This is a genomic window from Bacteroides sp. (assembly GCA_036351255.1).
Taxonomy (GTDB): Bacteria; Bacteroidota; Bacteroidia; order Bacteroidales; family UBA7960; genus UBA7960.
This window is the reverse complement of the sequence record JAZBOS010000079.1, coordinates 1-13520: the sequence shown is the minus strand read 5'-3', so window position 1 is coordinate 13520 and position 13520 is coordinate 1. Positions and strand designations below refer to the sequence as shown.

At 47.7% G+C, this 13520-nt stretch carries 11 protein-coding genes; 6 read left to right on the top strand and 5 right to left on the bottom strand.

The window, feature by feature from the left end; all coding sequences use genetic code 11:
- The first annotated feature begins 16 nt into the window (after window positions 1-16).
- Complete coding sequence (gene dnaN, locus V2I46_07305) at window positions 17-1141, top strand: DNA polymerase III subunit beta (protein MEE4177299.1); 1125 nt, start codon at window positions 17-19, stop codon at window positions 1139-1141.
- 490 nt (window positions 1142-1631) lie between these two features.
- Here dnaN and V2I46_07300 read toward each other — a convergent pair whose 3' ends face one another.
- A complete protein-coding gene (locus tag V2I46_07300; GenBank protein MEE4177298.1) occupies window positions 1632-3509 on the bottom strand; it encodes an ABC-F family ATP-binding cassette domain-containing protein in 1878 nt (625 codons plus the stop codon).
- Between the two features lie 274 nt (window positions 3510-3783).
- Window positions 3784-3975: a cold shock domain-containing protein gene (locus V2I46_07295; GenBank protein ID MEE4177297.1), complete on the bottom strand. Its 192-nt coding sequence runs from the start codon at window positions 3973-3975 to the stop codon at window positions 3784-3786.
- On the opposite strand from V2I46_07295, the gene V2I46_07290 reads away from it, so the two are divergent.
- Window positions 3911-4207: a hypothetical protein gene (locus V2I46_07290; GenBank protein MEE4177296.1), complete on the top strand. Its 297-nt coding sequence runs from the start codon at window positions 3911-3913 to the stop codon at window positions 4205-4207. The genes V2I46_07295 and V2I46_07290 overlap by 65 nt on opposite strands.
- Here V2I46_07290 and pckA read toward each other — a convergent pair.
- Window positions 4204-5829 (bottom strand): phosphoenolpyruvate carboxykinase (ATP), encoded by a 1626-nt coding sequence (pckA, locus tag V2I46_07285; GenBank protein ID MEE4177295.1) that lies wholly within the window; start codon window positions 5827-5829, stop codon window positions 4204-4206. The two genes, V2I46_07290 and pckA, sit on opposite strands and share 4 nt — an antisense overlap.
- A gap of 239 nt (window positions 5830-6068) precedes the next feature.
- Between pckA and V2I46_07280 the strand changes: the two genes are divergently transcribed.
- Window positions 6069-7727 (top strand): M28 family metallopeptidase, encoded by a 1659-nt coding sequence (locus V2I46_07280; protein MEE4177294.1) that lies wholly within the window; start codon window positions 6069-6071, stop codon window positions 7725-7727.
- A 79-nt stretch (window positions 7728-7806) separates the two neighbouring features.
- Here the strand turns inward: V2I46_07280 and V2I46_07275 are convergent, their stop codons facing one another.
- The gene (locus tag V2I46_07275; protein MEE4177293.1) at window positions 7807-8118 is read right to left on the bottom strand and encodes a GxxExxY protein; all 312 of its coding nucleotides are present in this window, start codon (window positions 8116-8118) and stop codon (window positions 7807-7809) included.
- A 221-nt stretch (window positions 8119-8339) separates the two neighbouring features.
- Entirely contained in the window at window positions 8340-11099 is a 2760-nt protein-coding gene (gene ppdK / locus V2I46_07270) for a pyruvate, phosphate dikinase (GenBank protein MEE4177292.1), read from the bottom strand.
- Window positions 11100-11325: 226 nt separating this feature from the next.
- On the opposite strand from ppdK, the gene V2I46_07265 reads away from it, so the two are divergent.
- The 3 genes from V2I46_07265 to V2I46_07255 form a co-directional block, all read left to right on the top strand.
- Entirely contained in the window at window positions 11326-12000 is a 675-nt protein-coding gene (locus V2I46_07265; protein ID MEE4177291.1) for a TatD family hydrolase, read from the top strand.
- A gap of 3 nt (window positions 12001-12003) precedes the next feature.
- Entirely contained in the window at window positions 12004-12789 is a 786-nt protein-coding gene (locus V2I46_07260) for a tRNA threonylcarbamoyladenosine dehydratase (GenBank protein ID MEE4177290.1), read from the top strand.
- Window positions 12790-12851: 62 nt separating this feature from the next.
- The coding region (locus V2I46_07255; protein ID MEE4177289.1) for a ubiquinone/menaquinone biosynthesis methyltransferase at window positions 12852-13520 on the top strand (669 nt) is incomplete at its 3' end.

Here is a 13520-nt window from a genome sequence, read left to right as displayed (position 1 = left end):
AAAAATCAGGTAAAGTATGAAATTTATTGTATCCAGTTCGTTGTTGCTTAAACAACTGCAGGCCATCAGCGGGGTGCTGAGTACCAACAATACCCTGCCCATTTTGGATAATTTCCTGTTTGAACTAACCGACAGCGAGATCAAAATATCGGCATCTGACCTGGAAACTACCATGATTGCCCGCATCAGCGTTGACATGTCGGAAGGCGAAGGCAGCGTGGCCATTCCCGCCAAGATCCTGCTCGACACTCTGAAGACCTTCTCCGACATTCCTGTGACCCTCGATATTGATGAAAATAATTTTGGGGTTACACTGACTGCAGGCGAAGGGAAATACAAACTGGCAGGCCAGAATGGTGATGAATATCCCCAGGTTCCTGCCATTGAAAGTGAATCCACCTTCAACATTGAGTCGGATGTTTTGTTTGAGGCCATTAACAAGACCCTCTTTGCCGCCAGCAATGACGACCTGCGTCCCGTGATGGCTGGTGTGTTCTGCGAGATTGGGCAGGAAGGGACAACCTTTGTCGCCACCGATGCCCACAAACAGGTGCGCTACCGTCGCCTCGACGTGAAAAGCAATGACGAAGCCAGCTTCATACTCCCCAAAAAACCGCTTAACCAGCTGAAACATATCCTTGCCCAGGAAGACGACACCGTGAAGGTGGACTACAGCAGTACCAACGCCCGTTTTACGTTCCGGAACATCATCATGGTGTGCCGCCTGATCGACGGAAAATATCCTAATTACATTGCTGTCATTCCCAAGGAAAACCCCAACAAGATGACGGTTGACCGCAATCCTTTCCTGACCAGCATTCGCAGGGTTTCAATCTTTTCCAACAAGACCACATACCAGGTTAAACTGCGTATCGCCGGCAGTGAGCTGACCCTCTCGGCCGAAGACCTCGACTACAGCAATGAAGCGCGCGAAAGGCTCGCTTGCAGCTATGAAGGCGAAGACATCGAGATCGGTTTCAACAGCCGCTTCCTGGTCGAAATGCTCCAGAACCTCGACACCGATCAAATCAAGGTCGAAATGTCGGAACCCAACCGGGCAGGCCTGATCCTCCCGGTCGATAACGAAAACAAGGACGAAGACATCCTGATGCTTGTAATGCCTGTGATGCTCAACGCATAAATCCCTTTAAGGATGGAATATTTGAATCGCTCCGGAATTCCCCGGGGCGGTTTTTTTATGGCTTTTCAGCTAACTAGTCACAGAACCCTCAAAGCAAGCCTGATCATTTTTTATACAATAGCTTCAATGTATTGAAAATCAGGTATATATATAATAATTATAAAAACATTTTTTATGGTAAAAAATTATATATCTGTCGATAAAACTCTTACCCCCTTCTGACCATGGTCGTACCATGGTCGTGTTTCAGACGTTTTCACACGACCGTGGTAGGTCTTTGGCAGGTCTGTGAAAGGAGAATGCTGAAAAATGAGAAATTGACAGGGGATAATGGTCCAAAGGGTTTGGATGATTATTGCCAAAACGTTCAGCAGTATCAATGAAATGGAGTGTAAGGGAACAAACAACCTGGATCGTGCATTTCCTCTGATTGAGCTCCTGCCAACTTTCTTACCAAGTGGGGTTTATGTTTGGAGATAAGAATGCTATTTTAAGCCCATTCGGATAGCTCGATCCAGCGGTTGGTTTTAGTTTCAAGGGCCTCTTCGGTTTCGGCATATTTTTGTGAGGCATCCAGGAGTTCTTCGGGGGAAAGTTTACCCGTGTTCATTTTCTCAATGAGTTCTGCCTTCCGCACTTCGAGGACTTCAATTTCCTTTTCGAGTATCTCAAATTCCTTTTGTTCCTTGAAGGTGAGCTTTGTTTTCTCTTTAGTTTTTTCAGGCTTTGCCGGGGTTTCGGCTTTCTCTGTCTTTTTTTCAGCTTGCACCTGTTTGTTGCGGCTCAGGCGGTATTGGGTGTAATTGCCTGGAAAATCCTTGATGCGGCCGTTTTCTCCGAAGACAAACACGTGATCCACCAGACGATCCAGAAAGTAGCGGTCGTGCGACACAATGAGCAGGCACCCTTCATAGTTTTCCAGGAAATCCTCCAGCACGTTGAGGGTGGCAATGTCGAGGTCGTTGGTGGGCTCGTCGAGGATGAGGAAGTTGGGATTCTGCATCAGCACGGTCATCAGGTAAAGCCTTCTTTTTTCACCTCCGCTAAGTTTGCCGGCATAGTCATTCTGCACGTGATAAGGAAAGTTGAAGTAATGCAGGAACTGCGAGGCGGTGAAAGCCTTGCCCTTGCCCAGGCTGATGCTTTCGGCGATGTCGCTGATGACTTCAATCACCTTTTTGTTGTCGTTCACCTGCAGGCCTTCCTGGCGGTAATAGCCGTAGCGGATGGTTTCGCCGATGGTGATTTTTCCGCTGTCGGCCTGAATGCTGCTGGTGATGAGGTTAAGCAGGGTTGACTTGCCGCTGCCGTTGGGCCCGACGATGCCGGCCCGTTCGCCGCGTTTGAACACATAGCTGAAATCGTTTACATAGGGCTTGCCGTCAAAGCGTTTGGTAATATTTTCCAATTCAAGGATCTTCTTCCCCAAGCGTGCCATTTCCATTTTTATCTCTCCTACGCCCGTTTCGTTGCTGCGGACGGCCTGATCCTTCAGTTCGTAGAAGGAGTCGATGCGGGCTTTCGACTTGGTGGTGCGGGCCTGGGGCATGCGACGCATCCATTCGGTTTCTTTGCGCAAAAGGTTGGTGGCACGGTCGGCAAAAGCCGTTTCGGCTTCCAGACGCTCTTGTTTCTTTTCGAGGAAGTAGGAATAGTTTCCGCGATAGTTATAAAGTTTTCCGTTTTCCAGCTCAATGATTTCATTGCAAACAGCGTCGAGAAAATAGCGGTCGTGGGTGACGAGCAGTATGGTAAGTTTTTTTCGGGCGAGGTAAGATTCGAGCCATTCAATCATTTCCAGGTCAAGGTGGTTGGTGGGCTCATCAAGCAGAATCAGGTCGGCTTCTTCAATGAGTATACGCGCCAGGGCAAGACGCTTCACTTGTCCACCAGAAAGTTCATCTACCGTTGCATCGAGACGACCAATCTTCAGTTGGGTCAGCACTTGCTTCACCCGGCTTTCATAGTCCCATGCTTGAAGCGCATCCATACGTTCCACCAGCAGGTGCAAGCGTTCGTTGAGTTTGGTGTCGTGGCCGGCACCCGTCGTAGAAAGGAGCTCTTCATATTCCCTGACCGTGCGGCTTATCTCGTTATCGGCATTGAGCAGGGCTTCGGAGATGGTCAGATTGGGCTTAAAAAAAGGTTCCTGTTGCAGGTAGGCTTGTTTGATGCCGTTCTGGAAAGTACAAATCCCGCTATCAGGCTGGTCAAGACCTGCAATGATGTTCAGCAGGGTGGTTTTGCCAGTTCCGTTACGGGCAATCAGGCCTACTTTTTGGCCGACTGATACGCTGAATGACAGGTCTTCAAAAAGGACTTTCTCGCCATATGCTTTCGTAATCTGCTGTGCCTGGAAATAACTCACGGGTTTCTCTGTTTTGCCTGCTTTACTGGTGTGCAAAGGTAATGAAAAAGGAGGTTAAAAATTTTGATGGTTGTCGTGGTTGTTGTGGTTGTCTTTGTTAGGAAAGATAGAAAACTCTTTTTTCTTGCCATTTCTAACGACAGGAGTTTTGAAAAAAGGTAATTATGGGATAGGAAATCATTGGTTGGGCAAAACTTAAATGCATAAGGCCTTTCCGGGCATAAAAAAACCCCGCTTTTAGGAGGCGGGGTTTTCCAAGTTTTTCAATGAAACTTCAGGCTTTTTTGACGTTCACCGCTTTTTTTCCTCTTTCGTCCTCCGCGATCTCGAAAGTGACTTTGTCGTCGTTAGTGATTGGGTCTAATAGGCCAGTGTGGTGAACGAAAACATCTTTTTCGGTTTTGTCATCAACAATAAAACCATACCCCTTCTTCTCATTAAAAAACTTAACAATCCCGGTTTCCATAACACAAAAATTAATTGATAATGAAAAAATTAACATTCAAAAATACGATTTTCTGAATCATTCGCAAGGAAATTACATAAAAAATGAATATAAGAGGTATAAATTCTTTGGGTTAGACCGTAAGATGGGCCTTCTGGGCTTAAAAAACCCGGCAGCAGGGATTCCGTCTGGTGCAAGCAGAGAGGTGTTATTGGAACCGGTAAGCTGCCGGGGTTTAGAAAAAAATGTTTAAATACTGGCTTTGGGACCTGCCGTTTCCAGGCGTTTGCCTTCTTCGGTATCCGTAAACCGGCTGAAGTTTTCAATGAACTTTAGTGCTAGTCCAATGGCTTGCTTGTTGTATTCATCTGGCGATTTCCATGCATTCCGTGGATTGAGGATTGCAGGACTGACGCCATTAACCGTTGTGGGTATCATCAGGCCAAAAGGCGCCATTTCCTCGTATTCGGCATTGTTAATCGAGTCGTCGAGGATGGCGGTTATGATGTTCCGCGTGCTCCTGAGGTCAATGCGTTTGCCAACGCCATAAGCGCCACCGATCCATCCGGTGTTTACCAGGTAGGCGTTTGAGTCATTGGCATCCATCTTGCGGGCCAGTTCCTGGGCATAGACCGTGGGGTGGAGCAGCAGAAAGGCCGCCCCAAAAGCTGCCGAAAAGGTAGGTACAGGTTCTTTGATGCCAAGTTCGGTGCCAGCCAGCTTGGCAGTGTACCCGCAAAGGAAATAATACATTGCCTGGTCACGTGTCAGGCGCGATACAGGTGGAATGACACCAAAGGCATCGGCAGTGAGAAAGATGATTTTTCTAGGGTGGGTGCCTTTTGAAACCGGTTTTACGATGTTCTGAATATGATAAATGGGGTAGGAGACCCGGGTGTTCTCGGTTTTGGAGGTGTCTTCAAAATCTACTTCACCAGTCTTTGGGTCGTAAACAACATTCTCGAGCAGGGCATCGCGGCGGATGGCGTTATATATATCGGGTTCATTTTCCTTGCAAAGGTTGATGCATTTGGCATAGCATCCTCCTTCGAAGTTGAAGACGCCTTCATCGTCCCAACCGTGTTCGTCGTCACCAATGAGGAAACGTTCAGGATCGGCCGACAGTGTTGTTTTTCCTGTTCCTGAAAGTCCGAAGAATATAGCGGTATCACCGTCCTTGCCCATGTTGGCCGAGCAATGCATGGCAGCAATTCCTTTGAGGGGCAGGTAATAATTCATCATCGAGAAGAAACCCTTCTTAATTTCCCCTCCATACCAGGTACCGCCAACCACGGCACACTTTTCTTTCAGGTTAAAGGCAACATAAACTTCTGAGTGGAGTTTTTGCTCCTTCCACTTTGGGTTGACCGTTTTGCAGGCATTGAGCATCACAAAGTCGGGTTCAAAGTCCTTTAGCTCTTCTTTGGTTGGCCTGATAAACATATTCTTAACAAAGTGAGCCATCCAGGCAACTTCTGTGACAATCCTGATTTTCAGGCGCGTATTCTCATTGGCTCCGCAATAGGCGTCCTGGACATAAAGCCTTTTACCATGAAATTCATTCAGGGTGTTTTGCTTGAGTTCTTTCCACACATCCTCTGAAATAGGCTTGTTATCTGAGCGGTTATTTCCCCCATCAGCCCACCAGATATTGTCTTGTGAGGTTTCCTCGCGGACAATATACTTGTCCTTTGGGGAACGGCCAGTGAAAATGCCTGTGTCGACCGCCACCGCGCCCAGATTGGTGACGAAACCTTTTTCAAAACCCTCAAGTGAAAGATTGGTTTCATGGTTGAAAAATTCATCAAACGAGAGATTGTAATAAATCTCTTTCACATCCTGAATGCCATACTGGCTCAAATCAGGCGTTTGCAGTTGGTTGCTGCCCGCTGTTGTAAGATCCTGCATGAAATTGTTTTTTATTGTTTTATTGGATGATTGGAAACAACCCGAAAGGGTTTGTGCCAAAATTAAGAAAAATGCTACATGAGATGTAGTGAAAAAGGAAATATTTTAGCCATATCTATTTTTTCATTTTTCAGGATGAAAAAATGAAAGATTTTCTTCCAGCGAAAGGCTGAAAGCACTAGGTTTGTATCATCAAATCAAAAATCATGAAAAAGAACGTGATCATTATCTTACTGGCCATTGGGCTTGGGGTTCCTGGTTGCAGCCCGAATGCAGATAAGGATTTTTTTCAGGCAGAAGCGGTTATCGATGGAGAAGCCATGGTAGAATACATCAAGGTGCTTGCCTCTGATGAATTTATGGGTCGTGCGCCTTTTACTGAAGGCGAGGAACTTACCATTAATTATTTGCAGCAACAGTTCATCGGCCTCGGTTTAGAGCCTGCCTTCAACGGGAGTTATTTCCAGGAGGTGCCGCTGATTGAAGTGAAGGTGAAACCAGCTGAAACCCTCAGGTTGACGAATGGGAAAGGAGAGCTGATGTTCAATAATCTCAGCGAATTTGTGGCTTTTTCGCGAAAAGTACAGCCATTCACAAAGATTGAGGACGCCCCGGTGGTGTTTGCCGGATATGGCATCGTAGCCCCTGAATACGGATGGAATGATTACGAAGGGCTGGATGCTCGCGGAAAGATCGTTTTGGTGCTGGTCAATGACCCCGGTCTGGCAACAGGAGATCCGGATCTTTTCACCGGGAATGCCATGACCTATTATGGCCGCTGGACCTATAAATATGAAGAAGCGGCGCGGCAAGGTGCCACAGGTTTGCTTATCGTACATAATACACGAGGGGCGGGCTACCCCTGGAGTGTGGTGGTAAACGGGGCGGTTTCACCCAACCTCTACCTGCAGGATGAGAACGGTTATGCTGAGTTTGCTGATGTAGAGGGCTGGCTCACTACTGAGGCCGCTGAGGAACTGTTCTCATTTGCCGGGCTGGAATTCTCCGAACTGTCGGCAAAGGCCGCCGAGCCAAATTTCAAAGCTGTTGATCTGAATACCCGCCTTTCATTTGAGATGGAAAGCACATTTACCTATGATGTATCTCAAAACGTGGTTGGGGTTATGCCGGGTACGGATCTTGCCGATGAGGTCATTATTTTCTCGGCTCACTGGGATCATTTTGGCATTGGCCCCGTGATAAACGGTGATTCCATTTATCGTGGTGCGGTAGATAATGGCACTTCCCTTGCCTGGATGCTGGAAATAGCCAAAGCTTTTGGCAAACTGGAAAACAGGTCCCGTCGTTCGTTGATGTTTCTGGCACCTACCGCTGAAGAACAAGGGCTGTTGGGCGCCCTTTGGTATGCAAAACATCCTGCATTTCCGCTGGAAAAGACGGTGGCTAACTTCAACAACGACCTGATGCTTCCCGTTGGGCGGATGCACGATGTGATGATTACCGGTTTCGGGCAATCGACCCTGGATGATCTGGTGGAGGAAGCAGCGCAAAGGCAGGATCGTTATGTGGTGGCCGACCCCACGCCTGAGTCAGGGATGTATTATCGTGCTGACCATTTTGCCTTTGCTAGGGCAGGAGTGCCCGCGCTTTTTGCCCGGGGTAATATGGATCATCGTGAACACGGCCGCGAATGGATGGCACAAAAGGAAAAAGATTGGCTGGCTAATAACTATCATAAACCAGCAGACAAATATGAGGCTGAGACCTGGAACATGGATGGCATCGTGGAGGATGCGCGCCTGGCATTTTATATCGCCTGGAAACTGGCGAACAGCAATGATTGGCCAAAATGGAAGGAAGGATCGGAGTTTAAGGCGATAAGAGAAAGTTATTTTCCGGAGTAAGGTTTGGTTTTTTATAAATGATTCTTTTAATACCGTTTTTTTTTGTGGTTACGTTGAAATTAAGCAGCAGCCCAAGCCTTTAGTTGCCAAGTCTTAAATAGGTAAGGACCTGTGCAAGATGCACGTCTGTAAAGCAGTCCGTTATTTTAATCTCAATAACTACCCTATCCTCAACAAGTAAGTCGATGCGATAACCATGATCAAGTTTCACTTTCTTGTAAATGACAGGCATTGGTTTTTCATTTTGGACATTCAGGCCTGATCTTATTAATTCGTAATACAAGCATTCTTTATATGCGGATTCGAGTATTCCTGGCCCTAATAATTTGTGGACTTCAATAGCACATCCAATGATAATGTTTGATAGCCTGTTCTCTATTTCCAAGCTCATTTTCACCATCTTGAGAAAATAAAAAATAAGCTATTACACAAAGTTCCACAAAAAAATAAAACAAAGAGACACAAAGAAAGATTATCTTTTTTTAAAAATTTTGAGGTTTTTGTGTCTCCTTTAAGCTTTTTTTGTAGTGGTTTTAGAAATTTAAAAAAACGGAAAACAAAAAAAGCTGCTCCGGGCCCCGAAGCAGCTTTTTTGATAATAATTACCTTTTATTAAGCAGTGGTATAACCAGCACCGCCTTTTTTGGTGAGGTTTTCGCGGACCACAGCCTGCGCTGCTGCCAGACGTGCGATGGGCACGCGGAAGGGTGAGCAGCTTACATAGTCCATTCCAACGCTATTGCAGAATTCAACAGAGGAGGGTTCTCCGCCGTGTTCACCACAGATGCCCACTTTCAGCCCTGGGCGTCCCTGGCGGCCACGTTCAACACCAATGCGTACCAGCTGACCAACACCTTCCTGGTCAAGAACCTGGAATGGATCGTGCTTTAGCAGGCCCTTCTCCAGGTAGACGGGGAGGAAGCGCCCGGCATCGTCGCGCGAGTAGCCAAAGGTCATCTGCGTCAGGTCATTGGTACCAAACGAGAAGAACTCGGCGGTTTGGGCGATCTTGTCAGCGATCAGGGTAGCACGGGGGATTTCGATCATTGTACCAACCAGGTATTCAATGCGCTCGTTGTTTTCTTCCAGCACCTGTTCACAGGTGGTGCGAACGATTTCTTCTTGGAGTTTCATCTCTTCGAATGTACCCGTGAGGGGGATCATAATCTCGGGGATGGCTTTGATGCCTTTTTTCTTCAGATTCACGGCAGCTTCCATTATGGCGCGTGCCTGCATCTCAGAGATTTCAGGATAGGTATTACCCAGTCGGCATCCACGGTGTCCCAGCATGGGGTTTTGTTCGTGGAGAGAGTCGACCTTGGCTTTCACTTCCTCGGGGGTGATCCCCATTTCTTTGGCCATAACAGCCTGGTTTTCGGGCTCCTGGGGAAGGAATTCGTGAAGAGGCGGGTCAAGCAGACGAACTGTTACAGGCAGGTCTTGCATGGCTTCGAAGATTCCTTCAAAGTCCTCACGCTGGATGGGCAACAGTTTCTTAAGGGCCTTGCGGCGTCCTTCTTCATTATCAGCCAGAATCATTTCGCGCATGGCTTTGATGCGTTCGCCTTCGAAGAACATGTGTTCGGTACGGCAAAGACCGATTCCCTTGGCACCGAATTCGCGTGCAACGCGGGCATCCTTAGGGGTGTCAGCATTGGTGCGGACATACATGCGGGTATGCTTTTCGGCCAGATTCATCAATTCAGCAAAGTCGCCGCTCATCTCCGGGTCAACGGTCTTCACTTTCCCATCAATTACTTCACCTGTGGTACCGTTCAGCGAAATGAAGTCTCCTTCTTTCAAGACAGTGCTGCCAATGGTCATTGTTTTATTCTTGTAATTAATGATGCAGGCACCTGCGCCCGACACACAGCATTTACCCATGCCGCGAGCCACAACAGCTGCGTGTGAGGTCATCCCTCCACGGGCAGTGAGAATACCTTCAGCAGCATCCATACCGGCCAGGTCTTCAGGAGATGTTTCCAAACGCACCAGAATTACTTTTTCCCCTTTTGCAGCCCATTCAGCAGCATCATCGGCAAAGAAGACAATTTTTCCGGTGGCAGCACCAGGGGAGGCGGGCAATCCTTTGGCCAGGATTTTGGATTTGGCCAATTCATTCTTCTCGAAAACGGGGTGGAGCAGCTCGTCCAGTTTGTTGGGCTCAACGCGCATAATGGCTTCTTCTTCCTTGAGGCTGCCATCGCGCATCTTATCCATCGCGATCTTCACCATAGCTGGGCCAGTACGTTTACCATTGCGGGTCTGAAGCATCCAAAGTTTGCCTTCCTGAATGGTGAACTCCAGGTCCTGCATATCACGGTAGTGATTTTCCAGGTTATTCTGCAGTTCATCGAGTTGCTTGTAAAGCTCAGGAAAAAGCTCTTCCAGAGAAGGATAGTTGGCTTTCCTTTCTTCTTCGCTTACGCCCTGTAGTTTGGCCCAGCGCAGTGAGCCTTCTTTGGTGATCTGGCGGGGGGTACGGATACCGGCCACCACGTCTTCTCCCTGTGCATTGACAAGGTATTCACCATTGAAGATATTTTCACCGGTGGCAGCATCACGGGTAAAGGCCACTCCAGTAGCCGAAGTGTCGCCCATATTGCCAAATACCATGGCCTGGACGTTTACAGCGGTTCCCCATTCTGCGGGGATGTTGTGCATTTTACGATAATAGGTGGCACGGGGGTTGTTCCACGATTCGAAAACAGCCATTACGGATCCCCAGAGCTGCTCCCACGGGTCTTCCGGGAAGTCTTTTCCGGTAACTTCCTTCACTGCCTTCTTGAAGCGTTTAACCAGTTCTTTCAGGTCATCGGTGGAAAGGTCCTGGTCGTTTTTGGCACCTTTTTCTTCTTTGAGGTGATCCATGATCTCATCAAAAGGATCGTGGTCTTCTTTATTTGCGGGTTTCATGCCCATAACCACATCGCCGTACATCTGAACGAAACGGCGGTAGGAGTCCCATACAAAGCGTTCATTACCGGTTTTCTTGGCAAGTCCCTCCAGGGTGGCTTCGTTCAAACCCAGGTTAAGGACGGTATCCATCATGCCAGGCATAGATGCCCTGGCACCTGAACGGACCGACATCAGCAGGGGGTTATCCTTATCACCGAAACCGGCACCCATCTGGGCTTCCACTTTACGCATGTTTTCATGAACTTCAGCTTTAATGGCCTCAACCACATTTTCGCGGCCTTGGAGGTTATAGAGGGTGCAAACTTCTGTGGTAATTGTAAATCCGGGAGGTACGGGTGCTCCAATGTTCACCATCTCGGCCAGGTTAGCGCCTTTACCTCCAAGCAGGTTACGAAGGGTAGAGTCACCATCGGCACGCTTGCCGCCGAAGAAGTATACCTTTTTATTCTTCATTATAGTATCAACTATTTGATCTGCTTGTTTCGTTTTGTCGTTCATCTGTTTTGATTTTAAAAAATTGATATTATTGACCCTTAAGTTTCGAAAAAATCTACTTATGTTGTTGAAAATCTTTTAGTTAAGCGTAAAATGCGCTGTAAAAAAGAGTACAAATTTAAGGAAAATTTGCGGATATTCACAAATGTTTTTCTGTCAGTCCTAAATTCTTAACTTTGTTTTAATGAACACAAACCCACTTTTTATTGATATGCATACCCATGGACCGGCCAGGCCGGGGGTGAGGTCACTGCGCAATGTTTTTCTTTCCGATATTGACAGTTTCAACACCAGCGGCGACCAGTTATTGTCCGTTGGATTGCATCCCTGGAATATCCGTGGTAAGGAGGATCCTGCAATCCTGAAGGAACAGTTGCATTTTGCCCTTGGCTATCCTAAGGTGGTTGCTGTTGGAGAAACCGGACTGGATAAGGCCATTGAAATGCCAATGGAAATGCAGGAAGCCATTTTCAGGATCCACGCTGAACTATCTGAATCCCTCCAAATGCCCCTGGTGATTCATTGCGTGCGTGCTTTTCAGGAGGTGCTGGGCCTAAGGAAGCTACTGAAGGCAAGCCAGCCCTGGATTTTTCATGGGTTCAGTGGATCGGCGCAACTTGCAAAGCAATGTCTCGATGCTGGCTGCCTGCTTTCATTTGGCCCCGCCATAATTAAGGACCACAATCGCGCTTTGCATAGCCTTCTTCATATTGGCCTGGATGATTTCTTTCTGGAGACTGACGATTCTGGTCTGGAGATCGAGGCAGTATATGATCGTGCCGCCCAGTTGAAACAAACCAACCAGGAGGTGCTCGGAGAAAGAATTTATAAACGGTTTACAAAGCTTTTTGGGGAATAGCGAATGAATACATCACACTGGCAGGAACGCACCGAATTGCTTATTAAGACCGAGAACCTGGACAAACTGCGCGCTGCGCATGTGTTTGTTGCAGGTCTGGGAGGGGTAGGGGCTTATGCGGCTGAAATGTTGTGCCGGGCAGGTGTGGGTCAGCTTACCATTGCTGATGGAGACCAGGTTAACCCCTCGAACCGTAACCGGCAACTACTGGCCCTTGAATCAACCCACGGGAAAAGGAAAACAAGCCTGATGGCCCAGCGGCTCCTTGATATCAACCCTGAATTGAAACTAACGGTGCATGATGAGTTTCTGCGCGATGCACGCACCGATGAAATCCTTGAGCAATCATACAATTATGTAGTAGATGCCATAGATACCCTCAGCCCGAAGATCTTCCTGATAAAAAGCGCAGTGAAACTTGGCCTCCCTCTGGTAAGTTCTATGGGGGCAGGAGGAAAACTTGACCCTTCAAAAGTCGTGGTGGCCGATTTCTCGAATACCTTTCATTGCAACCTGGCCAGGATTTTGCGCAAGCGCCTCCGCCGCTTGAGTGTTTTAGGGGGCTTTAAAGCGGTCTTTTCAACGGAGCTGGTGGATGAGGAAGCCATAACACCCGTGGAAAATGAACCCAATAAGAAAACCACCGTGGGTACAATCTCCTATATGCCGGCCATTTTTGGGTGTGTTTGTGCTTCTGTGGTGATTCGCGAATTGCTGGGTATCGGTATTGAGCTGGTCAACAGGCCCCGCGTTGCTTCTGAAAAATCCGGTAAAGTGATAGCCGATTAAACCAAAAGGCCTCTTTGCTTGTTAGCATGCTACTGATTTCCCGAACCTTTAAAATTAGAAACTTGGAAGCATCCGAAAAGAAAAACTACCGGCCCCTGCAAAAGATGTTTATGTCGGTACCCCCAAAATATGACCTTATCAACCGTGTCTTAACCCTTCGATTCGATGAGAGCTGGCGCAAAAAAGCCACGAAGGCGCTGCTGGATAATAAACCCAAGAGGCTTTTGGATCTTTGTACCGGAACGGGCGACCTTGCCTTTCGTCTCGAAAAAAATGCTCCTGCCGGAACCGAAATTTATGCCATTGATTTCAGCCAGCCCATGCTTGAGTTGGCACGCAAGAAAGCTTCAGAAAGGAACGGCAGCAAGGTCGATTTTCGTTATGGAGATGCGGCCGATTTGCCCTATGAAGATGGCTTTTTTGATGGCGTGGGCATTGCCTTTGCCTTTCGTAACCTGACCTATAAGAATCCAGATACGGATAAATTCTTTGCCCAGATACTCCGGGTGTTGAGACCCGGAGGACAATTTGTGGCTGTGGAAACCAGTCAGCCTGATAACCCTGTGATGCGTGGTTTGTTTCACGCCCAGATGCGGTATATCACTGCGCCGGTGGGTGGTTTGCTTTCGGGAGATAAACCGGCCTATAAATATCTTGCCCATTCAGCTTCCGATTTTTATACCCCCGAAGAAATGAAAAAGATCCTGTTGAAGGCAGGGTTCAGCCAAGTG

Excerpts from the sequence above, each read along its gene's own strand:
- dnaN (MEE4177299.1), top strand. The coding sequence starts at position 17 with ATGAAATTTATTGTATCCAGTTCGTTGTTGCTTAAACAACTGCAGGCC.
- V2I46_07295 (MEE4177297.1), bottom strand. The coding sequence starts at position 3,975 with ATGGAAACCGGGATTGTTAAGTTTTTTAATGAGAAGAAGGGGTATGGT.
- V2I46_07280 (MEE4177294.1), top strand. The coding sequence starts at position 6,069 with ATGAAAAAGAACGTGATCATTATCTTACTGGCCATTGGGCTTGGGGTT.
- V2I46_07275 (MEE4177293.1), bottom strand. The coding sequence starts at position 8,118 with ATGAGCTTGGAAATAGAGAACAGGCTATCAAACATTATCATTGGATGT.
- ppdK (MEE4177292.1), bottom strand. The coding sequence starts at position 11,099 with ATGAAGAATAAAAAGGTATACTTCTTCGGCGGCAAGCGTGCCGATGGT.
- V2I46_07265 (MEE4177291.1), top strand. The coding sequence starts at position 11,326 with ATGAACACAAACCCACTTTTTATTGATATGCATACCCATGGACCGGCC.
- V2I46_07260 (MEE4177290.1), top strand. The coding sequence starts at position 12,004 with ATGAATACATCACACTGGCAGGAACGCACCGAATTGCTTATTAAGACC.